The sequence below is a fragment of the Ellagibacter sp. genome, assembly GCF_048412355.1.
GTDB lineage: Bacteria > Actinomycetota > Coriobacteriia > Coriobacteriales > Eggerthellaceae > Ellagibacter.
This window is the reverse complement of record NZ_DBFSAP010000036.1, coordinates 129,387-152,831: the sequence shown is the minus strand read 5'-3', so window position 1 is coordinate 152,831 and position 23,445 is coordinate 129,387. Positions and strand designations below refer to the sequence as shown.

At 61.4% G+C, this 23,445-nt stretch carries 15 protein-coding genes and 1 tRNA gene; 14 read left to right on the top strand and 2 right to left on the bottom strand.

Annotation, left to right across the window (positions count from 1 at the left end; genetic code table 11):
• Positions 1 to 8 precede the first annotated feature (8 nt).
• Positions 9 to 1,064, bottom strand: a complete 1,056-nt coding sequence (trpS, locus tag ACMRQN_RS05150; RefSeq protein WP_418734081.1) for a tryptophan--tRNA ligase — start codon at positions 1,062 to 1,064, stop codon at positions 9 to 11.
• A 161-nt stretch (positions 1,065 to 1,225) separates the two neighbouring features.
• Here trpS and ACMRQN_RS05145 point away from each other — a divergent pair.
• The 6 genes from ACMRQN_RS05145 (at position 1,226) to ilvC (ending at position 8,474) form a co-directional block, all read left to right on the top strand.
• Positions 1,226 to 1,300: transfer RNA gene (locus ACMRQN_RS05145), tRNA-Val, on the top strand.
• A 148-nt stretch (positions 1,301 to 1,448) separates the two neighbouring features.
• The gene (locus tag ACMRQN_RS05140; protein WP_418734095.1) at positions 1,449 to 2,828 is read left to right on the top strand and encodes a uracil-xanthine permease family protein; all 1,380 of its coding nucleotides are present in this window, start codon (positions 1,449 to 1,451) and stop codon (positions 2,826 to 2,828) included.
• Between the two features lie 427 nt (positions 2,829 to 3,255).
• Positions 3,256 to 4,932, top strand: coding sequence for a dihydroxy-acid dehydratase (gene ilvD / locus ACMRQN_RS05135; protein WP_418734080.1), 1,677 nt, complete (start codon positions 3,256 to 3,258; stop codon positions 4,930 to 4,932).
• An 80-nt stretch (positions 4,933 to 5,012) separates the two neighbouring features.
• Entirely contained in the window at positions 5,013 to 6,896 is a 1,884-nt protein-coding gene (ilvB, locus tag ACMRQN_RS05130) for a biosynthetic-type acetolactate synthase large subunit (RefSeq protein ID WP_418734094.1), read from the top strand.
• Entirely contained in the window at positions 6,893 to 7,378 is a 486-nt protein-coding gene (gene ilvN / locus ACMRQN_RS05125; RefSeq protein WP_158048458.1) for an acetolactate synthase small subunit, read from the top strand. The genes ilvB and ilvN overlap by 4 nt, the downstream gene beginning before the upstream one ends.
• A 91-nt stretch (positions 7,379 to 7,469) precedes the next feature.
• The gene (ilvC, locus tag ACMRQN_RS05120) at positions 7,470 to 8,474 is read left to right on the top strand and encodes a ketol-acid reductoisomerase (protein WP_417041422.1); all 1,005 of its coding nucleotides are present in this window, start codon (positions 7,470 to 7,472) and stop codon (positions 8,472 to 8,474) included.
• A gap of 76 nt (positions 8,475 to 8,550) precedes the next feature.
• Here the strand turns inward: ilvC and ACMRQN_RS05115 are convergent, their stop codons facing one another.
• The gene (locus tag ACMRQN_RS05115) at positions 8,551 to 10,998 is read right to left on the bottom strand and encodes a hypothetical protein (RefSeq protein WP_418734079.1); all 2,448 of its coding nucleotides are present in this window, start codon (positions 10,996 to 10,998) and stop codon (positions 8,551 to 8,553) included.
• Between the two features lie 295 nt (positions 10,999 to 11,293).
• Here ACMRQN_RS05115 and serC point away from each other — a divergent pair, with 295 nt between their 5' ends.
• The 8 genes from serC (at position 11,294) to nusA (ending at position 23,438) form a co-directional block, all read left to right on the top strand.
• Positions 11,294 to 12,376: a 3-phosphoserine/phosphohydroxythreonine transaminase gene (gene serC / locus ACMRQN_RS05110; RefSeq protein WP_418734078.1), complete on the top strand. Its 1,083-nt coding sequence runs from the start codon at positions 11,294 to 11,296 to the stop codon at positions 12,374 to 12,376.
• A gap of 114 nt (positions 12,377 to 12,490) precedes the next feature.
• Positions 12,491 to 14,071: a phosphoglycerate dehydrogenase gene (serA, locus tag ACMRQN_RS05105; RefSeq protein ID WP_330033591.1), complete on the top strand. Its 1,581-nt coding sequence runs from the start codon at positions 12,491 to 12,493 to the stop codon at positions 14,069 to 14,071.
• Positions 14,072 to 14,474: 403 nt separating this feature from the next.
• Positions 14,475 to 16,469, top strand: a complete 1,995-nt coding sequence (locus ACMRQN_RS05100; RefSeq protein WP_418734077.1) for a DNA gyrase/topoisomerase IV subunit B — start codon at positions 14,475 to 14,477, stop codon at positions 16,467 to 16,469.
• A gap of 72 nt (positions 16,470 to 16,541) precedes the next feature.
• Positions 16,542 to 18,782 carry a DNA gyrase subunit A gene (locus ACMRQN_RS05095; RefSeq protein WP_418734076.1) on the top strand — a complete coding sequence of 747 codons (2,241 nt, stop codon included), beginning with the start codon at positions 16,542 to 16,544 and terminating at the stop codon, positions 18,780 to 18,782.
• A gap of 160 nt (positions 18,783 to 18,942) precedes the next feature.
• Positions 18,943 to 20,478, top strand: coding sequence for a 2-isopropylmalate synthase (locus ACMRQN_RS05090; protein ID WP_418734075.1), 1,536 nt, complete (start codon positions 18,943 to 18,945; stop codon positions 20,476 to 20,478).
• A gap of 110 nt (positions 20,479 to 20,588) precedes the next feature.
• Positions 20,589 to 21,503, top strand: coding sequence for a UDP-N-acetylmuramate dehydrogenase (gene murB, locus ACMRQN_RS05085; protein ID WP_418734074.1), 915 nt, complete (start codon positions 20,589 to 20,591; stop codon positions 21,501 to 21,503).
• 231 nt (positions 21,504 to 21,734) lie between these two features.
• On the top strand, positions 21,735 to 22,202 hold the full coding sequence (gene rimP, locus ACMRQN_RS05080; RefSeq protein WP_296058973.1) for a ribosome maturation factor RimP: 468 nt from the start codon (positions 21,735 to 21,737) through the stop codon (positions 22,200 to 22,202).
• 18 nt (positions 22,203 to 22,220) lie between these two features.
• Entirely contained in the window at positions 22,221 to 23,438 is a 1,218-nt protein-coding gene (gene nusA, locus ACMRQN_RS05075) for a transcription termination factor NusA (protein WP_296058971.1), read from the top strand.
• Positions 23,439 to 23,445: the final 7 nt, after the last annotated feature.

Below are 23,445 nucleotides of genomic sequence, written 5' to 3'. Positions count from 1 at the left end.
CTCGCGGTCTAGGCGGTGTAGACCATACCCATGGCCTCGCGAACCTCGCCAAGCGTTTCGTTCGCGATCTCGTTCGCGCGGCGGTTGCCGTCTGCCAGGATGTCGGCGATATACGCCGGGTCCTGCATAAGCTCTTCGCGGTGCGCGCGGATGGGCGCGAGGTAGTCGTTCACGCTCTGGGTGACGTACTTCTTGAGCGTGCCCGAGCCGCCGTCGCCGATTTCCTCCGCAATCTCAACTTCCGTGCGCCCGGTGCAAAGCGCCGCAGTGGTGAGCAGGGCGGACACGCCGGGGCGATTGTCGGGATCGAAGGTGATGTTGCGGTCGGAGTCGGTCTGCGACTTCTTGATGAGCTTCGCGGTCTCCTCCGCCGTCGCCGAGAGGCTGATGGCGTTGCCGTAGCTCTTCGACATCTTGCGGCCGTCAAGTCCGGGGATCAAAACGGCGTCGGTCAGAAGGCCGTCGGGCTCGGGGAACACCTGCGCGTAGCGCTCGTTGAAGCGGCGCGCGATCTGGCGCGTCTGCTCGATGTGCGGCAGCTGGTCTTTACCGACGGGCACGATGTTGCCCTTGCAGAACAGGATGTCGCACGCCTGGTGCACGGGGTAGGTCAAAAGCAGGCCCGTGAGCGCATGCCCCGACGCCTCCTGCTCGGCTTTCACCGTGGGGTTGCGCTCGAGCTCGGCTTCAGTGCAAAGCGAGAGGAAGGGGAGCATGAGCTGGTTCAATGCGGGAATGTGCGAATGCGTGAAGATGATGGTCTTCTCGGGGTCGATTCCGCAGGCCAGGTAATCGATCACCATGTTGTGCACGTTGTCAGCGATGTTGGCGGTCGTGTCGCGGTCGGTGATCACCTGATAGTCGGCGATGACGACGCGGGTGGGGACGCCGAGGTTCTGCAACGCCACGCGTTCCCTGATCGTGCCGAAGTAGTGTCCCAGATGCAGGCGGCCCGTGGGTCGGTCGCCGGTGAGCATGAGGTATTTCTCGGGATGCACGGCCAGGTCGGCGCGGATTTCGTCACTGCGCTTCTTCGATGCGAGGAAGCTATCTTCGTTGCTCATGGGTTCTTCTCTCCCTAATTACGTCACGTGCGGAAATGCATGTTTCGAAAGTATAGCAGTATAGACGCGTTGAAAATGTTGAAATTACCCCTTGCGTCCACTCGTGATGAGCGCTATTATATTCACTCGCATCAGGAACGAGTTTTGATGCAAGATTACTTGGTCGCTTGGCTCAGCGGGAGAGCATCGCCTTCACACGGCGGGGGTCACAGGTTCAAATCCTGTAGCGACCACCATAAAACCTAAAGGCCGGAAGTCACGAGCTTCCGGCCTTTTTCTCTTTTGCACGCCTGACCTTTCGTCCCGCGCGTGTACAATGCCACCCAGTGATAATTTCCAGAGAAGGAGAGCTTCGTGGCGAAATACGACAAACCGGTACCGACAATGGGAGCCGAGGACAGCCCCGACGCCATCTATGATGCGACCACGCTCGGCAAGCCCAAGATGATCGTCTTTGGCCTGCAGCACATGTTCGCCATGTTCGGCGCAACCATCTTAGTTCCGGTGCTCACGGGCCTCTCCGTTTCCGCCACGCTTTTGTTCGCGGGCTTGGGCACGCTTTTGTTCCACTTCCTCTCGAAGGGGAAGGTGCCGGCATTCCTTGGCTCGTCGTTCGCCTTCATCGCGGGCTATGCCGCTATCGCACCGAACGGCGAGGCCGAGCTTCTGCCCTATGCTTGCCTGGGCGTGGCGTGCGCGGGTCTTCTGTACCTCGTGCTCTCCGCGCTCTTCCGCGGCTTCGGCGCGCTTCGCGTGATGAAGTTCTTCCCGCCCGTGGTCACAGGCCCGATCGTCATCTCGATCGGCCTTATCCTCTCGAGCTCCGCTATCGCGAACGCCTCGACGAACTGGCTTGTCGCTGTTGTGGCGATCGCTGTCATCATCGTCGCGAACATCTGGGGCCGCGGCATGGTGAAGATTATCCCGATCCTGCTCGGCGTGCTCGTGTCCTACCTTCTCGCCGTCGCGCTCGGCGAAGTTGACTTCTCGGGCGTCGCCGCCGCTCCTTGGGTCGGCCTGCCTGTCGCCTTCGAGAACACGGTCTTCGCGCTCTCGAGTAACTTCGATGCGGGGCTTGCCATCACGGCTGTCATTACGATCATGCCGCTTGCGCTCGCGACCATGATCGAGCACATCGGCGACATCTCGGCCATCAGCTCCACGGTCAACCGCAACTTCATCGCCGAGCCGGGCCTGCATCGCACGCTTCTCGGCGACGGCCTGGCCACTATTCTCGCCTCGCTTTTCGGGGCGCCCGCCAACACTACGTACGGCGAGAACACGGGCGTGCTCGCGCTCACCAAGGTGTTCGACCCCCGCGTTATCCGCATTGCCGCGGTGTTCGCGATCTGCTTCTCGTTCTGCCCGAAGTTCGCAGCGGTGATCGAGGCCATGCCCGCTTGCGTCATCGGTGGCGTGTCGCTCGTTTTGTACGGCATGATCTCGGCTGTCGGTGTTCGCAACCTCGTCGAGAACAAAGTCGACTTCATGAAGAGCCGCAATGTGCTCGTCGCGGCGCTCATCCTCGTGCTCTCCATTGGCATCGCTTACTCCACGGCGGGCGCCATCGTGTTCGCCGTCGGCGGCATCACCATCTCGCTTTCGGGTCTCGCCGTAGGCTCGCTTGCGGGCATCGTGCTGAACGCGGTGCTCCCCGGCAAGGACGAATATTCATTCGGCGGTGACGCTCCCGAGCGCGCAGACGAACCCGAGATGCGCTTCCCGCTTGAAGGTGAGCTTCCCAAAGAGGTGAAGGAAGCCTAGGAAAGAGACCTACGCGAAGGCGTCTCATCTGGGAATTTGTCGGCAATGTGCATTTATCGCCACATCGCGGCGTTTAGGGGATTTACCCCTTGCGCTGCGATGCGGCGGGGGTATACTGACGCCAGCTCAAAACCAAATACGACGAAATGCGTTGACGAGGAAAGTAAGGACGAACCCATCTCTCAGAGAGCCGGCGGATGCTGCGAGCCGGTGGTGGGCGGCCCCGAATGCCACCTCCGAGCAGTTCGGCGCGAACGTTTTGCGTGCTTTGCGAATGACCTTCGCAATCGCGTGAGGCAAGTAGCCTGAATCGGCGACTCCGTTATCGGTCCGCGGTTTATTCCGTTGTTCCCAAGAGGTCCTGGTGCAGGTGCTTGCAGCCAGGATTTTTTTATGGGCGGTGACGCCCGGAGGGAGGACTCGGAACATGCAGCTTCGCAGCGATGCCATCAAGGTGGGTGCCGCGCGCGCCCCGCATCGCAGCCTGCTCAAGGCTGACGGAATCACCGACGAGGAGATGGGCCGCCCGCTTATCGCCGTCGTCAATTCTCGCAACGACATCATCCCCGGCCACAACAACCTCGACAAGATCTGCGAGGCCGTGAAGGCTGGCATCTACCTCGCGGGCGGCGTCCCGTTCGAGGTGTCCACCATCGGCGTGTGCGACGGCATCGCCATGAACCATGCGGGCATGCACTACTCGCTCGTGTCGCGCGAGGTTATCGCCGACAGCCTGGAGTGCGCGGTCGAGGGTCACGCGTTCGACGGCATCGTGTGCATCCCCAACTGCGACAAGATCGTCCCTGGCATGATTTTGGGCGCCCTTCGCGTGAACATCCCCACTGTGTTCGTCTCCGGCGGCCCGATGCTTCCCGGCCACGAGCCTGGCTGCACGGGCGGCCCTACGACCGACCTGAACACGCTCTTCGACGGCGCGGGCAAGGTTGCTGCCGGCACGATGAGCGAGGATGAGTTGAAGTATTACGAGGACACCGCGTGCCCGACCTGCGGTAGCTGCTCGGGAATGTTCACCGCGAACTCCATGAACTGCCTGTGCGAGGCGCTTGGTATCGCGCTTCCCGGAAACGGCACCATTCCCGCCGTGTACTCCGAGCGCCTTCGCCTTGCCAAGCATGCGGGCATGAAGGTCATGGAACTGCTCGAGCGCGGCATCAACTTCCGCGACCTCGTGTCCGAGGCGGCGATTCACAACGCGATGGAGTGCGACATGGCCTTCGGCGGCTCCACCAATACGGTGCTCCACCTGACCGCCATCGCCCAGGCGGCGGGGCATCCCATCACGATGGACGATTGGGACGCTGCGAGCGCGCGCACGCCTCATCTCGTGAAGCTGCAGCCCTCGGGCCCGCGCCCGCTTATCGACCTCTATGCCGTGGGCGGCGTGCCTGTCGTCATGCACGAGCTCAATGAGCTGGGGCTTCTCGACGAGTCCGCACTTACCTGCATGGGTACGCTTCCCGAGTATATAAAGAACTGCACGAAACCCGCCGATGGCGAGGTGTGCCGCACGCACGACAACCCGTTCTCGAAGGTCGGTGCGCTGCGCGTGCTCCACGGCAACGTCGCCCCTGACGGCGGCATCGTGAAGAAGTCGGCCGTCGACCCCTCGATGCTCACGCACACTGGCCCCGCCCGCTGCTTCAATTCCGAAGAGGAAGCCTGCAAGGCCATCTTCGCGGGCGAGATCAAGGCGGGCGACGTCGTCGTCATCCGCTACGAGGGCCCTGCCGGCGGCCCCGGCATGCGCGAGATGCTCACGCCGACGTCCGCCATCGTGGGCATGGGGCTTTCCAAGTCCGTGGCGCTCATCACCGACGGCCGCTTCTCCGGCGCCTCGAAGGGCCCATGCGTGGGACACGTGAGCCCCGAAGCTGCGGCGGGCGGCCCCATCGCTCTTATCGAGGACGGCGACGAGATCACGGTCGACATTGAAGGGGGAGAAATCAATCTCCATGTCGACGACGAGGAGCTTGCCCGCCGCCGCGCCGCGTTCGTCGCACCCGCACCGAAGCACAACCATGGCGTTCTCGCCAAGTATGCAAAGCTCGTCTCATCGGCCGATAAGGGGGCGTATGTCTCGTGAGTAACACTTTGAAAAGTAAGAAACCTCAGATTGGCGGGCCTTTGGGCCTGGGCAGCAAGACCGAGAAGCAGGGCCTTCGCATGAACGGCGCTGAGGCGATTATCGCCTCGCTCGAGGCCGAGGGCGTCGATTTGGTGTTCGGCTATCCCGGCGGGCAGGCGATCAAGATCTACGACGCGCTCTACGACAGCAAGCAGATCACGCATATCCTCGCTCGTCACGAGCAGGGTGCGGTGCATGAGGCCGACGGCTATGCGCGCGCGACGGGTCGCCCCGGCGTTGTCATTGTCACATCTGGCCCCGGAGCCACGAATACGGTTACGGGCATCGCCACGGCCTACATGGACTCCGTGCCGCTCGTCGTTATCACCGGCCAGGTGCCGCGCGGCGTCATCGGCACCGACTCGTTCCAGGAATCCGACATCGTCGGCATCACGATGCCGATTGTCAAGCACTCCTTCCTTCTGCAGTCTGCCGACGAGCTTACGACAACTTTCCGCGAGGCGTTCCATATTGCCTCGACCGGTCGTCCCGGTCCCGTGCTTATCGACGTGCCTTCCGACATCCAAAGCGAGCAGATCGTCTTCAACTATCCCGACGAGGTGAACCTGCCGTCGTATCGTCCTACGTACAAGGGCAATGCCAAGCAGATCAAGCAGGCGGTCGGCGTGATCGAGCGCGCAAGCAAGCCGATTCTCTACGTCGGCGGCGGCGCAATCGCATCTGGTGCCACCGAAGAGCTCGTGAAGCTTTCGACCATGATGCAGATTCCCGTGGTGACGACGCTCATGGGCAAAGGCGCCTTCCCGGCGTCGCATCCGATGAACTTGGGTCCCGTCGGCATGCACGGCTCGAAGTTCGCGAACCTAGCTATGACCGAGTCCGACCTGATCATCGCGGCGGGCGCGCGTTTCTCCGACCGCGTGACGGGCAAGCTCTCCGAGTTCGCGCCCCATGCGAAGGTCATCCACATCGACATCGACCCGGCCGAGATCGGCAAGATCCGCGAGGCGCAGGTGCCCATCGTCGGCGATCTGAAGGGCGTCGTCGCGGGCATCGTCGCCACGATCGAGAAGGAAGCCTGCGCGCCGCGCACCGAGGCGTGGAACGCACAGATCGCGGAATGGCGCGAGCGCTACCCGTTCTACGATGCGCAGATCACCGAGAACCCTGACGAGATCGTTCCCGAGATCGCCATGCAGAAGCTCTCCGCGAAGCTCGACCCGCACAATTCTGTCGTCGTGACCGAGGTTGGCCAGCACCAGATGTGGGCCGCGCAGTTCATCGACCGCGAGGAGCCGCGCAGCTTCATTTCCTCGGGCGGCCTGGGCACGATGGGATTCGGCTTCCCCGCATCCATCGGCGCCGCGTTCGGGCGCCCGGGCGCGCAGGTAGTCTGCATCGCAGGTGACGGGTCGTTCCAGATGAATAGCCAGGAGATGGCGACTGCCGCCATTCACAACGTGCCGGTGAAGGTCGTCATCATGGACAACCGCGCGCTCGGCATGGTGCACCAGTGGCAGAAGCTTTTCTATAGCGAGCGCTACTCGTTCACCGAGCTCGATGCGAACCCGGATTTCGTGAAGCTCGCCGATGCGTACAGCTGGCAGGCCGAGCGCGTGACCGACCCCGCGAAGCTCGACGAGGCCTATGATCGCATGCTCGCCTGCGACGGTCCTTTCCTTTTGGACGTTGCAATCTCCGACCAGCAGAACGTGTTCCCGATGGTCGCGCCTGGCAAGGCGATGAGCGACGTCATGGGCGCGATCGACGTGGCGGTCGGCGCCGTGCGCACCGATGTGCCGGGTGAGCCAGCGCCGGTGGTGCGCGAGAAGTCGCCCTGTGCGAAGATTGACGCGCAGTTCGGCGGCCGCTGGGAAGCCGACCCTAAGGACAAGGGCCCGCACCAGGGCGAGGGTTCGAACGGGGAAGGCGCCGCTGAAGAGGAAGGGGATGTTCGATGAAGCATATCCTGTCTATTCTGGTCGAGAACAAGCCAGGCGTGCTCTCCCGCGTGACCGGGCTCATCTCGCGCCGCGGGTTCAACATCGACTCGCTGTCGGTGGGTCCGACCGAGGACCCCACGATGTCGCGCATCACCATCATCGTGAAGGCCGACGACGTGGCATACGAGCAGATTACCAAGCAGCTGCACAAGCTGGTCAGCGTCTATAAGATTAGCGACCTTACAAAGGAGTCTGCAATCGAGCGCGAGCTTGTGCTCTTCAAGGTGAACGCGTCGCCCGAGCGGCGAAACGAGATCATCGAGATCACGAACGTGTTCCGCGCGAAGATCGTCGACGTGGGCAAAAGCTCGCTCACGATCGAGGCGACGGGCGACGAGAGCAAGCTCAAGGGCATGGAAGATCTCTTCCGCGCCTACGGCATCAAGGAGATTACGCGCACGGGTAAAATCGCCATGAGCCGCAACTCCAAGGAAGTGTAGGGAGCAAAACCCGTACTCCACCAGGGTATTTCCGCGAATGCGGTTGCCATAGAGCAAGGTGAAACCAGCCAAAAAGAAAGGATAAACTACCATGGCTGTGACAATCTATTACGAAGAGGACGTCAACCCGAAGATCATCCAGGGCAAGAAGATCGCCATCATCGGCTACGGCTCGCAGGGTCATGCCCATGCGCTCAATCTCATGGACTCCGGCTGCGACGTGCGCGTCGGTCTCCGCGAGGGTTCCAAGTCCGCCGAGAAGGCTCGCGAGGCCGGCCTTAAAGTCGTTGACATGGACACCGCTGCCGAGGAAGCCGATCTCATCATGATCCTCACGCCGGACGAGACGCAGCCGAAGGTCTACGAGGAGCACATCAAAGATCATCTGAAGGCTGGCGATACCCTTGCGTTCGCCCACGGCTTCAACATCCACTACGGCTACATCAAGGCTCCTGAGGATGTGAACGTCATCATGTGCGCTCCTAAGGGCCCGGGCCACATCGTCCGCCGTCAGTTCACCGAGGGCTCGGGCGTGCCCGACCTCGCATGCGTGGCGCAGGACGCGACCGGCGATGCATGGGATATCGCGATGTCCTACTGCTGGGGCGTCGGCGGTGCCCGCTCCGGCATCATCAAAGCCACGTTCGCCGAGGAAACCGAAGAGGACCTCTTCGGTGAGCAGGCAGTCCTTTGCGGCGGCCTCGTCGAGCTCGTCAAGGCAGGCTTCGAGACGCTTGTCGACGCCGGCTATCCGCCCGAGCTCGCTTACTTCGAGTGCTACCACGAGATGAAGATGATCGTCGACCTCATGTACGAGTCCGGCATCCACTTCATGAACTACTCCATCTCCAACACCGCCGAGTACGGCGAGTACTACGCGGGCCCGAAGGTCATCAACGAGGAATCTCGCGAGGCCATGAAGCTCATCCTGAAGCGTATCCAGAACGGCGAGTTCGCGAAGGAATTCGTCGCCGATTGCGAGAATGACCACAAGTGGCTTATCGAGCATCGCGAGGCGATCAACAACCACCTCATCGAGACCACTGGCGCCAAGATCCGCGGCATGTTCTCCTGGATCAAGTCTGACGAGCAGTAGTTCGGCGCAAGCTGATTGAATTAAGCGGGGCCCGCTCGGTGTGAGCGGGCCCCGCTTGCGCTTGGGTAAAAGCGATTTAATCCTCGAAGGATAGTTTTTCGTAGACGCCGAGCAGCGTGATGTCGAAGTATTTCTCGGTCTTGGATCCGCGGTTGTTGTCGTAGTTGTAGTAGTTCCTCTGGCTGAGCTTCATCTTTCCCGAGACAACTGGCGTGTAGTACTGACTGTGCTCGATGGCGCCCTTCGACTTGATGTAGCGGTCGGCCTTAGGCTCGACGCCGGAGACTGAGAAGCTGTAGTCTTCCTTCTTACCAGCGTCGGGGAGCGCGATGCTGGCCTCGTCCTGCGCGAAGAGTATCTGGTGCAGTGTCTTTTTCCCGCCGTAGTAGTCGTAGATCTTTCGGAAACTGTCGATATCCGCCACAAGATGGGCATCGCTGCTCACGGTGAGCTGCGGCTGGTTTGCGCCCGTGCTCTTGTTCACCTTGAGGACGGCCGCTTGCGTCATGAGCGTGACTTCCTTGCCGGGCACCATGAAGTGACGCCACTTATCCGCATGCGGAACCACCTTGTAACTCTCGATTAGGCGGGACGCGCGCGCGGCGTAGCCTTCCTCGCTGTTGCTTGCGTTGTCCCTTGTTGCGCGAATGCGGCTGAACTCGTTTGTCACCTCGTAATCGTTGGCGATCTCGTTCGCTGAGTCGGTTCCGAAGAGCTGTTCCCAACTTGCGATACATTGACTGAGCTCAACTTTTCTCTGCTCGTCGGATAGCGTGACATCATCGGCAAGATAGTCCATGTATCCCCTCAGCGCGAAGGCTGCGTATCCGCACAAAAGCCCGAACTTGTTGACAACCTCATCCTGAAAGCCCACTCGACCCGCAATGGTATTTTGCTCCCAAGGGCTTTTGAGCAGGGATAACTTGAAGTATGCCTCGAGCGGGTTCAGTGCGACACCGACCTGCTCCGCCAAAAGCGCGCTGCAGTAATCGATGGCGTAGGCGTCGACGGTCTTCCCGTCGACGGTAAGCTTGGGGTTATCGGCGGAGCTTGCCGTCGCAAGGTACATGGCGACCCGTTTGCGCGCGGCGATGTAGTCGTCGGTTCCCTCCTGGAAATCCTTCATGTAATCGCGGTTGAACTTCTCGATGAAATCCACCAAATCGGTCGTATTGCGGAAATACGTTTTGATCAGTTCGTTGATTATCGAGCAGAGCTCAGCTTCCTGAATCGCCGTGTACACGGCTTGGATTTCCCGCTCGATGTTGTCGAGGCGCGCACTGATCTCGCCAAGGGCGCGCTCGACGCCGTTGTTCGAGCCGAAAATCGCAGATAGGAGTGTGTTCGTGGCGTAGGTGACGGTCTTGTTGAGCGTGAGGTTGGCAACGCCTTTCAAGATGGTATCGATGTCGCCCTGGACGAAGGGGATGTCGTTTTCGGCGCCTTGGTTTGCGGCCGCTAGCTCCTCGTCGGTGGGAAGCTCGATGCAGTTCTCGTCGATGGGAGCGTCGGGGTCGGGCTGGAAGTCCTCAAGGCGGTTCCATTCGGGGTCGTCGCTTGTGAGCTCGGGCTTGTCGGAGAAGGTGGCATCGGCATCGCTGTCGGTGGCGGTGTCCGCCTGGCTGCCCTTGGCGGAATCCGCGATTGCCGCGCCGGCTTCGTCCGCATATGCCTTTTCGGGACCTAATGAAACAGGGAAGGCGGCGGTGCTCGTCTTCGCAGCATCCGCCGCCTCGACAACGGCGGCGGGAAGCTCAAGGTCTGCGCACAGGCCCAAAACGAAGGTGCGTTCGTCTTCGGTTCCCTGGCCTGTCAACACCCGCACGAAGGCCTTGTTCGCCTGCGACGCGTAATCGGCGTCGACGGTGTGAACGGCGCAGGGGACGGATTCGAACTCGACCTGCTCTGCGTAGGGCGCGTACACCTCGCTCACGAGTGCGCCTGCGTTCACGCGCGCGTCCGCGCGGCTATCACCCATGATCACCGACTGCACCGATGATTCGGGGTGAAGCTCGGCATCGGCCTTTCCCGCGACGATAAGCGATGCTATGCTGCCCGAGACTTCCGCGCGGTCGATTCCGCCCAAGAAAAGCGCGTCGATCGTCGCGTCTTCGTCGACTAAAACCACGTAGCGGGACGCGATGTCGTCTGCGGCGAGCATCTCGATGTCGCCGTGCACGCGCACGGGCACGTTCGCGGGCCCGATCTGCATGACCCGCTTCACACCGTCGGCGTCGCAGTAGGCGATGGCGAGCGTTTCGCCATCGCCGCTCGGGACGATGCCGAGTTTCGAGCCGGTGAACGCGATTCCCTGCTTGGTTTCCTCCGTCTGGTCGGAAAACCACTTCCCGTCTTCCACGCGAAAGCTCGTTTCGCTTGGGGTGGGCGCGGCATGGTGGGGGGAGTCCGCCGTGCTTTTCGCCTCGCAACCTGCGAGCATGGCCAGCGTGCCTCCCGACGCAATGACCGTCGTCGCGGCGGCTCCGAGCTTGAGTGCGTCCCTTCTTGTGATCGCGTTTTCCATGCGTCCCCCTTTCGTGGCGCCTTCCCGCCGAATGTCGGCGCGTCTAAGGCGTGGCGTGCTGGGTTTCCTTAACGTGAAATTATACAAGGAATTCACATTCACTTTTGCGCCACACGGCCCTGAAAAGGGATGCGGCGTGCATCTTCGGGCCAAGGTGTCCCACCAAGGCGCGTAAACCCTTCTGCCGACGATGCGCGCCCGCGCGGCCGAATGAGCGGGCGTTTCGGGCCCTTCGCTTGAGCGCTTTAGTAGAATAAAGTATATATCTGACTCTCGCGAGTAAAGGAGTGCGCTTATGGGTAGGGTGTTCAACTTTTCTGCAGGTCCCGCAATGCTTCCCGAGGAGGTCTTGAAGACCGCGGCGGCGGAGATGCTCGATTACAACGGGTCTGGCATGTCGGTCATGGAGATGTCCCATCGCTCTGCGACGTTCAAGGGAATCATCGAGACCGCCGAGCAGGACATCCGCGATCTCATGTCCATCCCCGACAACTACCGCGTCCTCTTTTTGCAGGGCGGCGCCACCCAGCAGTTCGCGGCAATTCCTATGAACCTTATGCGCAACAAGGTTGCCGACTACATCGTGTCGGGCAACTGGTCGAAGAAGGCCTTCAAGGAGGCGAAGCTCTACGGCACCGCGAACCTTGTCGCTTCCTCCGAGGACGAGAACTTCACGTGCGTTCCCGATTTCGACAGCGCCGCTTTCTCGCCCGACGCCGACTACGTCTACATCTGCCAGAACGAGACGGTCTACGGCACGCGCTACACCCACCTTCCCGAGACGGGCGATATCCCGCTCGTCTCCGACGTCTCCTCGATGTTCCTCTCCGAACCCGTCGACGTCTTCAAGTACGGCCTCATCTACGGCGGTGTGCAGAAAAACGTCGGTCCCGCTGGCGTGGTCATCGCCATCGTGCGCGACGACCTTATCCGCGAGGACGTTTTGCCTTTCACGCCCACCATCATGCGCTACAAGACGCAGGCCGACGCCGGCAGCCTGTCGAACACGCCGCCCGCCTACGGCATCTACGTCTGCGGGCTTGTCTTCAAATGGCTCAAAGAGCAGGGCGGACTTGAAGCTATGCAGAAGCGCAACCAGGAGAAGGCGGCGCTGCTCTACGACTACCTCGACCAGTCGAAGCTCTTCAGCGGCACGGCGCAAAAGGAGTTCCGCTCGCTCATGAACGTTCCCTTCGTCACGGGCGATGCCGATCTGGACGCGAAGTTCATCGCCGAGGCGAAGGCGCGCGGGCTCGAGAGCCTGAAGGGCCATCGCAGCGTGGGTGGCATGCGCGCGAGCATCTACAACGCGATGCCGCGTGAGGGCGTCGAAGCTTTGGTCGCGTTCATGGAAGAGTTCGAGAAAAACAACGCATAAAGCCGTATAGTTGTGCTGACGGAAACGAATTCGGCCGCGGGGGAGCGTTCCCTCGCGGTCGAATTTGCGAATCGAGCGCGCGATAAGCGGCCTTGTCTGAGAAGGGAATTCGCCATGACGCACAAGAAGGTTCTCGTAGCCGATCGGATCGCGAAGGAGGGTATCGACGTCCTGCGCGATAAGGGCTACGACGTCGACGTGAAGCTCGACCTGACTGAAGACGAGCTCGCGGCGCAGATCGCCCCCTACGATGCGATCGTTGTGCGCTCGGCGACGCCGGTGACGCGTCGGGTCATCGAGGCCGCGGAGAACCTGAAGATCATCGGCCGTGCTGGCGTGGGCGTCGACACGATCGACCTTGACGCGGCGACCGAGCGCGGCGTCATCGTGTGCAACGCCCCGACCTCGAACATCATGAGCGCAGCGGAGCACACCATGGCGCTCATGCTCGCCTGCGCGCGCCAGCTTCCTCAGGCGAACGCGAGCATGCACGAGGGCAAGTGGGAGCGCTCGAAGTTTTTGGGCAAGGAGCTCTACGAGAAGACGCTCGCCATCTTCGGCTTGGGCCGCATCGGCGGGCTTGTGGCCGAGCGTGCGCGTGCCTTCGGCATGAAGATCATCGGGCACGACCCGTATTGCAGCCCCGAGCGCGCCGACCAGCTGGGTGTTGAGCTTTTCGAGCGTGTGGAAGACGTGCTCGCGCGCGCCGACTTCATTACCGTGCATCTGCCGAAGACGCCCGAGACCATCGGCATGTTCGGTCCCGAAGAATTCGCGGCCATGAAGGACGGCGTCGTGCTGATCAACGCGGCGCGCGGCGGCATCTACAACGTGAAGTCCCTCTCCGATTTCGTCGCTGCGGGCAAGATCTTCGCCGCAGGTATCGACATGTTCGAGGAAGAGCCGTGCACGGGCAGCCCCCTGCACGAGTTCGACAACGTGCTCTTGACGCCTCACCTGGGCGCTTCCACTCACGAGGCGCAGGTGCGCGCCGGCGTGCAGATCGCGGAGTACGTCTCGAGCGGCCTTGAGGGCTCCATCGTCCCCACGGCGCTCAACATGACGCTCGTTCCGCCCGAGATGATGGACGCGGTGGGCCCCTATGTTCCCGCCTGCCAGATGATGGGCCGCATCCTGGCGCAGATCTTAGGCTGCATCCCCAAGACGCTGCGCGTCGAGGCGGCGGGAACGATCGCGAACGCGGATGCGTCCATCCTGGTCGCAGGCGCGCTCGACGGCATCTTGGCATATCGCCGCGCGGGGTCGGTCACGCCGGTGAATGTGGAGTCGGTCGCCGTGCGCCACGGCATCAAGGTGGACACCGCCTCGATTGCCGACGCCGACGAGTACGCGTCGGCCGTGAAGGTCGTCGCCGATGGGGTCGAAGTCGGTGCGACGCTCTTCGGCTCGATGCAGCGCCCGCGCATCATGTCGTTGCTCGACTACAAGATCGACATCGCGCCCGCCAAGCAATCGCTCGTGTTCGAGTACGTCGACGCCCCCGGCCGCATCGGCGCGATCGGCACGTTGCTCGGCAACGAGGGTGTGAACATCACGACGATGCAGATCGGCACGAAGCCCTCCGAGAAGACGGCGCTCGTGTACATGAACGTCGAGGGCAACGTGAACGACCAGCTGCTCGAGAAGCTCTCGAGCACGCTTGACTTCAAGAACGTGTGGTCGTTCAGCCTGTAAGCGTTCGCTTCCTGCGTCTAAGCGCGCTTCTATGGGCGCCCGATTCCGAGGCGATATCGCCAAAGGGTCGGGCGCTCCTGTTGTGCAGGGCGCCTATCTGGGATAACGCGTCTGCGATGGCGGCTATTGACCCACGCTGGGGCGAGCAAGCTCGATGCCTCGAACCTGTGCGACCAAACCGCTATACACGAACGTATGTCCGATGAATTTGCTGTGTCGTCGTCGCGTTGCGGGCGCGGCATGTGGTAAAGTCGGTCATTGTGCATCGCGCCAGCAGAGTCTGGCCCACAGGACCCGCCAGCAACGTCGCGCCCTTTGCGCCGCGCATCGAGCGGGAAGGCAGCTTTGCCCCGAGGGGCTTGGAAGCTGCACCAGAGGAAACACTATCATCGAAAGAGCGAGAATGGCAAACACCACGGCCGATTACGGCAACGACAGCATTCGCCAGCTGAAAGACGAGGAGCGCGTCCGCCTTCGTCCTGCGGTCATCTTCGGCTCCGATGGCCTTGACGGCTGCGCTCATGCCGCCTTCGAGATCCTGTCCAACTCGGTCGACGAGGCCCGCCAGGGCTATGGCGATCTCATCACTCTGACCGCGTTTGCCGACGGCTCGATCCAGGTCGAGGACCACGGCCGCGGCTGCCCGCTTGACTGGAACCCCACGGAAAAGCGCTTCAACTGGGAACTCGTCTTCTGCGAGCTGTATGCAGGCGGCAAGTACAACAACAATCAGGGCGGCGACTACGACTTCTCGCTCGGCACCAACGGCTTGGGCTCGTGCGCCACGCAGTACGCCTCTGAATACATGGACGTCACCGTATGGCGCGACGGCAACAAGTACTCCCTGCATTTCAAGAAGGGCAAGGTCGTCGGCGCCAAGAAGAAGGCGCTCGAGGTTGAGCCTTCTGCCGAGAAACGGACGGGTACCACCATCAAATGGCGTCCCGACCTTGAGGTTTTCACGTCTATCGACATCCCTGCCGAGTGGTATCGCGAGACCATGCGCCGCCAGGCGGTCGTCAACGCCAATGTCACCTTCCGTTTGCGCCTTGAGGGACCTAAGGGTTTCACGGAGGAAGACTTCTGCTATCCCAAGGGCATCGAGGACTACGTTCTCGAAAAGGTAGGTTCCGAGTATCTGACCGAGCCCTTCTTCATCCAGGCCGATCGCCGGGGCCGCGATCGCGACGACCTGCCCGACTACAACGTCAAGATCACCGCGTGCCTGTGCTTCTCCCGTACCTTCCAGATGCAGGAGTACTACCACAACTCGTCGTGGCTCGAAAACGGCGGTTCGCCTGAAAAGGCCGCCCGCAGCGCTTTGACCAGCGCACTTGATGCCTATATCAAGTCGCAGGACAAGTACACCAAAAACGAGTCCGCTATCAAATGGCAGGACGTGCAGGACTGCCTCGTGCTCGTGACGAACTGCTTCTCGACGCAGACGTCCTATGAGAACCAGACGAAGAAGGCCATCAACAACCGCTTTATCCAGCAGGCTATGACGGCTTTTTTCAAGGAGCGCCTCACGACCTATCTCATCGAGAACAAAGACGATGCGGGCAAAATCGTCGACCAGGTGCTCATCAACAAGCGCTCGCGCGAGAACGCGGAGAAAACCCGCCAGAGCATCAAGACCAACCTGCAGCAGAAGACCGACATGGCCAACCGCGTGCAGAAGTTCATCGACTGCCGCTCGAAGGACAAGGGCCGCCGCGAGATCTACATCGTGGAGGGCGACTCGGCGGCAGGTGCCATCCGCACGTCTCGCGATGCCGAGTTCCAGGGTGTTATGCCTGTTCGAGGCAAGATCCTCAACTGCCTCAAGGAAGACTACCCGCGCATCTTCAAGTCCGACATCATCATGGACTTGCTGCGCGTCTTGGGCTGCGGCGTCGAGGTTAAAGACAAGCGCATGAAGAACCTCGGCACCTTCGATTTGGAAAACCTCAACTGGAGCAAGGTCATTATCTGCACGGACGCCGACGTCGACGGCTACCACATTCGCACGCTCATCCTCACGATGCTCTACCGGCTCGTGCCGACGCTTATCGACGAGGGCTACGTCTACATCGCTGAATCGCCGCTCTACGAGATCAACTGCAAGGAGAAGACCTACTTCGCCTACACCGAGCTCGAGAAGAACAACATTCTGAAGGAAATCGGCGACCAGAAGTGCTCGATCAACCGCTCAAAAGGTCTTGGCGAGAACGACCCCGACATGATGTGGCTCACCACCATGAACCCCGAAACGCGGCGCTTGATCAAGGTGGAGCCTGAGGACGTCACCATCATGGAGAGCATGTTCAACCTTCTACTCGGAAACGATGACGAAGGCCGAAAAAGGCACATTGCCGAGCATGGCAAGGAATATCTTGACCAGCTCGACCTGCAGTAACGCCGTTTGAAAACCACTCGAACCGCCTTGCGGTTCGATAGAGGAGCCCGATACACGCACCAAGGGGAGACCGTGGCAAAGAAGAAGACCAAAACCGCACCGAAGAAAAAGCATGTGGACAATCCCAACGTGATAGGCCTGCACTCCGAGGTTACAGAGCAGCCCATCACGCAGACGCTCGAGCAGAACTACATGCCCTACGCCATGAGCACCAACGTGTCGCGCGCATTCCCGGAAATCGACGGCTTCAAGCCCTCGCACCGCAAGCTGCTCTACACCATGTACAAGATGGGCCTTTTGAACGGCGCGCGCCAGAAGAGCGCGAACATCGTCGGCCAGACGATGAAGCTCAACCCGCACGGTGACGCCGCCATCTATGAGACCATGGTCCGCCTCGCCACAGGCAACGAGGCGCTGCTCGCCCCGTTCGTCGAGTCAAAGGGCAACTTCGGCAAGTACTATTCCGGCGACTTGAGCTATGCGGCCTCGCGTTATACCGAAGCCAAGCTCTCGCCGATCTGCGCCGAGATCTTCAAGGATATCGACAAGGACCCGGTGGACTTCGTCGACAGCTACGACGGCGCCATGAAGGAGCCGCGCCTTCTGCCCACCACGTTCCCCAACATCCTTGTGTCGGCGAACAAGGGCATCGGCGTCGCGATGGCGTCCGATATTTGCGGGTTCAACCTGAACGAGGTGTGCACCGCAACGATGCATTTCCTTCGCGACCCCGACTGCGACCTGCTGGAATACATGCCCGCGCCCGACTTCTCCACCGGTGGCGAGATCATCTACCGCCGCGAGGAGATGGAGCGCATCGTCAACACGGGCACCGGCAGCTTCCAGATTCGCTCGCGCTGGCGCTACCTGCCCGACGAGCGCATCATCGAGGTGTACGAAATTCCGTACACGACCAAGACCGACGTCATCATCGAGCGCATCGTGAAGCTTTCCAAAGAGGGCAAGGTGCGCGAGATTGCCGACATCCGCGACGAGACCGACCTTTCCGGCCTGCGCATTGCGATCGACCTGAAAAGGGGAGTCGACCCTGAGCAGCTTATGGCAAAGCTGTTCCGCTCCACCACGCTGCAGGATTCGTTCGCATGCAACTTCAATGTGCTTGTCGACGGCTACCCGCGCGTCATGGGCGTGCGCGAAATCCTGCGCGAGTGGGTCGCGTGGCGCGTCGAGTCGACTCGCCGCCGCATGAACTTCGATCTGGCTAAAAAGACCGACCGCCTGCATCTGCTGCACGGTCTTGAGGCGATCCTGCTCGACATCGACAAGGCCATCGCGATCATCCGCGGTACGAAGCTCGAAGCCGACGTCGTGCCCAACCTTATGAAGGGCTTCGGAATCGACCAGGTCCAGGCCGAGTTTGTGGCCGAAATCAAGCTGCGCAACATCAACGAGGAATACATCATGAACCGCACGCGGGACATCGTGAAGCTCGAGGGCGACATCGCCGAGCTCAACGATATCCTCGCCAGCGAGGAAAAGATCAAAGATGTCATCCACGACGAGCTGGCCGCGGTGAACAAGAAGTACGTCATGCCGCGCAAGACCGGCCTCGTCGAGCCCTCCGAGATCGTCGAAGTGAACCTCGAGCCCGAGGTTGAGGAATATCCCGTCACCATGATGCTCTCTCGCGACGGCTATCTGAAGAAGATGACCGACCGCGTGCTGCGCAAGGCCGCAACGCTGAAGTACAAGGACGGCGACGAGCCCTTCATCGAGTTCGACTCCTCCAATACCCACGACCTACTCGTGTTCACCAACCACTGCCAGGTCTACAAGTGCAAGGTCGCCGCGTTCGAGGACACCAAGTCCGCGCAGTTGGGGTCGTATCTGCCCACCGATCTGGAGATGGACGACGGCGAGGTTGTGACCTGGGTTATCGACCCCGAAGACTACAAGGCAGACGCGCTGTTCGTCTTCGAGAACGGCCGTGTCGCGCGCGTCGCGCTGTCCGGGTACGCCACCAAGACGAACCGCAAGCGCTTGAAGAACGCGATTTACGGCGGATCCAAGTTGCTCTACGCCCAGGTGCTCAAAGAGGACCGCGACCTCGCGCTCGTGTCGAGCGACCATCGCCTCGTCAACTTCAACACCTCGCTTCTGCGGACGAAGACCACCAACAGCACGCAGGGCGTCCAAGCGCTCACCGTCAAGGGGAGCCGCACGGTTGCCATGGTCGGCAAGGCGGAGGAATTTTTGGGTGGGGAAGCGTCGCTTGAGAAGTTCCGCGCCCAAAGCCTTCCCTCGGCAGGTGCTCCCATGAAGGATACGGACATGAGGAGCCTGTTCGATTAGGGGAATAGCGCGCCACAACTTCGGGGAAAATGTGGAGGGTCGTTGCCGATTTCGGGTGAAACTCGAGGGCAGCGACCCTTCTTTTCTTTGATGCGCAGCGCCTGCGCTAGAATGTTCGCCGCGGTATAAGGCCGCAAGCGTTTTAGAAAGGAACAACGAAATGACGCGCAAGATCGACATCTTTGACACCACATTGCGCGACGGCGAGCAGTCTCCCGGCGCCTCCATGAACACGGAAGAAAAACTGGTGGTCGCGCGTCAGCTACTACGTATGAAGGTCGACGTCATCGAGGCAGGTTTCCCCATCTCAAGCCCCGGTGATTTCGAGAGCGTCCGCCGCATCGCCGAGCTTGCAGGCGACGATGCGACGGTTGTCGGCCTCACGCGCGCCGTCGAGAAGGACATCGACCGTGCGGCCGAGGCGCTCAAGTATGCCAAGCGCCCGCGCATCCACACCGGCATCGGCGTGAGCCCGAGCCATCTGCACGACAAGCTGCGCATCACCGAGGACCAATGCCTCGAGCGCGCCGAGCACTGCGTGCGCTATGCCAAGAAATACATGAACGACGTGCAGTTCTATGCCGAGGACGCCGGCCGCTCCGACTACGATTTCCTCGTGAAGGTCATCCAACGCGTCGTCGATGCGGGCGCGACCGTCGTCAACATCCCCGACACCACGGGATACTCGCTTCCCGCCGAGTTCGGTCGCCGCATTGCGTATCTTATGGAGAACGTGCGCGGCATCGAGAACGTCACCGTGTCGGTCCACTGTCACAACGACCTCGGCATGGCGACCGCGCTTGCGCTTGAGGGCGTGAAGAACGGCGCGACCCAGATCGAGTGCACGATCAACGGCCTCGGTGAGCGTGCGGGCAACACGGCGCTCGAGGAAGTCGTCATGGGCATCCGCATGCACGGTGAGGAGCTCAACGCCCACACCGACATCAACACGCGGGAGTTCGCCAAGGCAAGCCGTCTTGTCTCTTCGATCACGGGCATGAATGTGCAGGCGAACAAGGCAATCGTCGGCGCCAACGCGTTCGCGCATTCCTCGGGTATCCACCAAGACGGCGTGCTTAAGAAGCGCGATACCTACGAGATTATCGACCCGGCAGACGTCGGAGCGGGCCAGAGCCAGATCGTCCTTACCGCACGCAGCGGACATGCGGCACTTAAGCATCGCCTTGAGGAGCTCGGCTACGAGTTCGAGGGCGACGCGCTCGACAAGGTCTACGAGGACTTCTTGAACCTTGCCGACAAGAAGAAGGAAGTCTATGACGAGGACCTTGAGAGCCTCATTCACGAGCGCGACCGTCAGGTGAGCGCCATCTTCCAGCTCGAGGGCGTGCAGATCTCGTGCGGCACCGACATGATCCCGACGGCGACCGTCACGCTGCGCAACCAGGCCGACCAGGTCGTCACCGCATGCGATTTCGGCACTGGCCCGATTGACGCGATGTATAAGGCCGTCAACAAGATCGTGCAGGTTGAAAACGACCTGACCGAGTTCTCGGTGCAGTCCGTGACCCGCGGTATCGACGCGCTCGGCGAGGTGACCATCCGCGTTACCGCACCTGATGGGGAAGTGTACACGGGCCGCGGTGCCGACAACGACATCGTCGTGTCGTCCGCCCGCGCGTACGTGAACGCCTTGAACCGCCTGCTCAACGACAAGCGGGAGCACCAGCAGAAGTAGCCTTTCGGTTTCTTATCATTTACTCTAGTGTTGGGCGGCGTTCTTGTCGGACGCCGCCCTTTTAGCGGGCGCACCGGCGCCGCATCGGTCACAACGGAAAGGACGCGCGAATGGACAAATCGCTGCTCGGCTCGCTTGCCGCAATCGTTGGCGAGGAGAATGTGCGCCCCTTAGAGCCTCTTGCGCCGCACACCACCTTCAAGATCGGCGGACCCGCCGACGCGTTTGTGTCTCCGCGCAGCGTTGAGGAAGTGTCCCAGGTTGTGCGCGCCTGCGAGCAGGCGAGCGTGCCCTGGCGCGTCATCGGCTGTGGAAGCGACCTGCTCGTTGCTGATGAAGGGGTCGAGGGCGTGGTGATCGAGGTTCGCGACAACCTCTCAGCGATTCGTGTGGACGGCACGCGCATCGTTGCGGGTGCGGGTGCCACAAACGCCGCGGTCGCCGAGGCGGCATGCACCGCAGGGCTTTCGGGCTACGAGTTCGCCTGCGGCATCCCCGGCACCGTCGGGGGCGCGGCCATCATGAACGCAGGCGCCTACGACGGCGAGTTTTCGCAGGTGTGTGCGTGCGTCACGTGCGTGACTCCCGAGGGGCGCATCGTCGAGGTGTCCCGCGAGGAGGCCGAGTGGTCGTACCGCCACAGCATGTTCGATGCCGCGCGCTACGTCGTGGTCGCAGCGACGCTCGAGCTTGCGCCGGCTGATCCCGTCGACATCAGGGCGCGCATGGACGAGCTTACCGCCAAGCGCGAGGCGAAGCAGCCGATCGACATGCCTTCTGCGGGAAGCACTTTCAAGCGCCCGGAGGGCCATTTCGCTGCGGCGCTTATCGATCAGGCGGGACTTAAGGGGCTTGCGATCGGCGGCGCCCAGGTTTCTACCAAGCACACCGGCTTTGTCGTGAACGCGGGTGACGCGACGTCGGCCGACGTGCAGGCGCTCATCGCCGAGGTACAGCGGCGCGTGCATGAGTCGTCGGGGGTCGCCCTCGAACCCGAGGTGCGCATGTGGGGTCGCGAGGCTTAAGCGCTCGGCACCGTTTGCCGCCCAGATTGTGGCGAACTTGCGCGATGCGGGGGATGACGCTAGCCAGAGGCGCCGTTTCTGTGGTATAAAACAACTACTGTGCGCAGCGGCGCGCATCATACTTTCGCTTCTTTGAGAAAGTGGGCCTTGCCCGCTTTCTTTGTATGTTAGGGCGAAAAACGCCGCTGGGCAACGAAGCGTGCAACGAAAGCGTTGAAGGAAGGAGGCGACATGCTCACCGCCAAAGAACAGAAACTGCTCGATGCGCTCGAGCCGACGGCCGCTGCCAGCGGAGTCGAAATCGTGACGCTTGAGATCATGGGGTCGAAGAAGGCTCCGACGATCCGCGTCTTCATCGACACCGAGGAGGGCGTGAGCTTCGATGAGCTCGCAAGCGCTCAGGTGTGGATCAACCGCATCATGGACGAGATCGACCCGTTCCCGGGAGCCTACATGCTCGAGGTTTCCTCTCCCGGAATCGACAGGCCCCTTCGCACGAAGGAGCACTTCGCCCGTTTCGCCGGCGAGCAGGTCGTGGTGAAGACGTCGTCTCCTATCGATGGACGCAGCTCGTTTACGGGCACGCTCGAAGGTTTGGAAGGCGATGACGTGATCGTCGAGGTCGACGGCTCGCGCATCGCTATCGGTTATTCGCTCATCAAGCGCGCTCACGTGGTGGGCGCCGTTGACTTCAGCTAAGAAAGGAAGCGACTGGACGTGGCTAACTCTGAACTGATCGAAGCGCTTCAGGCTCTCGCTCATGAACGCAAGATTGACGAGTTCTACCTGATCGAGCGCTTGGAGGCATCGCTCGCTAAAAGCTATCAGCATATTCTCGACCTTGAATGGGACGCGCGCGTCACCATCGACCGTCAGACGGGCAAGATTTATGTCTACGAGCTTGTTCCCGTTGGCGAGCCCGATCCCGAGACCGGCGAGTACGCCGAGTTCACCGAGCGCGACGTGACTCCCGACGACGTGAGCCGTATCGCGGCGCAAAACGCCAAGAGCGTCATTTCCACGATTGTTCGCGAAGCGGGTCGTCAGTCTATCTACCAGGAGTTCTCGCGCCGCGTGGGCGATCTCGTGACGGGCACCGTGCTTCAGGGAACCCCCGACTTCACCATCATCAAGATTCGCGACGGCGTCGAGGCCGAGCTTCCGCACTACGACCTGAAGCGCTTCCCCAACGAGCGCAACGAGCGTCCGAACAACGAGCACTATCGTCATAACCAGCGCCTGAAGGTGCTGATCATCGACGTGCGCGACCCTGCGAGCGATCTTCCCAAGGCCCGTGGCGACCAGGCGCGCCCGTCCATCATCGTGTCCCGCACGCACCCCGACCTCATCCGTCGCCTCTTCGAAATCGAGGTCCCGGAAATCTATGACGGCGTGGTCGAGATCAAGTCGATCGCGCGTGAGCCCGGCGCCCGCTCCAAGGTCGCCGTCGCCTCCCGCGAGCGCAACCTCGACCCGGTCGGCGCCTGCGTCGGCCCGAAGGGCAGCCGTGTGCGCATGGTCGTCGAGGAGCTGCGCAACGAGCGCGTCGACGTCATCCAGTGGAACGAGGACCCGGCGGTCTATGTCGCCAACGCGCTTTCGCCTGCGAAGGTGACGAAGGTCATCATCGACGAGGAGAACAACTACGCGACCGTCGTCGTCCCCGACGATCAGCTTTCGCTCGCCATCGGCAAGGAGGGCCAGAACGCCCGCCTCGCGGCGCGCCTGACCGGATGGCACATCGACATCAAGAGCGCGAGCTTCGCTGGAGCGCCGCTTCGCAATGAGAACATCCTCATCGACGAAGACGAGATCGAAGACGATGAAGAGGGCTTGTGTGCCTTTGTGGACGAAGAGGGCAACCGCTGCCGCAACCATGCACGACCCAACAGCCGTTTCTGCGGTATCCACGCCGAAATGGAAGACGCGCTCTAAGCGCGCG

Coding starts and splice junctions, on each gene's coding strand:
- murB (WP_418734074.1), top strand. CDS start 20,589: ATGGACAAATCGCTGCTCGGCTCGCTTGCCGCAATCGTTGGCGAGGAG.
- ilvB (WP_418734094.1), top strand. CDS start 5,013: ATGAACGGCGCTGAGGCGATTATCGCCTCGCTCGAGGCCGAGGGCGTC.
- ACMRQN_RS05100 (WP_418734077.1), top strand. CDS start 14,475: ATGGCAAACACCACGGCCGATTACGGCAACGACAGCATTCGCCAGCTG.
- ACMRQN_RS05090 (WP_418734075.1), top strand. CDS start 18,943: ATGACGCGCAAGATCGACATCTTTGACACCACATTGCGCGACGGCGAG.
- trpS (WP_418734081.1), bottom strand. CDS start 1,064: ATGAGCAACGAAGATAGCTTCCTCGCATCGAAGAAGCGCAGTGACGAA.
- ACMRQN_RS05140 (WP_418734095.1), top strand. CDS start 1,449: ATGGGAGCCGAGGACAGCCCCGACGCCATCTATGATGCGACCACGCTC.
- ilvN (WP_158048458.1), top strand. CDS start 6,893: ATGAAGCATATCCTGTCTATTCTGGTCGAGAACAAGCCAGGCGTGCTC.
- ilvD (WP_418734080.1), top strand. CDS start 3,256: ATGCAGCTTCGCAGCGATGCCATCAAGGTGGGTGCCGCGCGCGCCCCG.
- serA (WP_330033591.1), top strand. CDS start 12,491: ATGACGCACAAGAAGGTTCTCGTAGCCGATCGGATCGCGAAGGAGGGT.
- ilvC (WP_417041422.1), top strand. CDS start 7,470: ATGGCTGTGACAATCTATTACGAAGAGGACGTCAACCCGAAGATCATC.
- ACMRQN_RS05115 (WP_418734079.1), bottom strand. CDS start 10,998: ATGGAAAACGCGATCACAAGAAGGGACGCACTCAAGCTCGGAGCCGCC.
- rimP (WP_296058973.1), top strand. CDS start 21,735: ATGCTCACCGCCAAAGAACAGAAACTGCTCGATGCGCTCGAGCCGACG.
- serC (WP_418734078.1), top strand. CDS start 11,294: ATGGGTAGGGTGTTCAACTTTTCTGCAGGTCCCGCAATGCTTCCCGAG.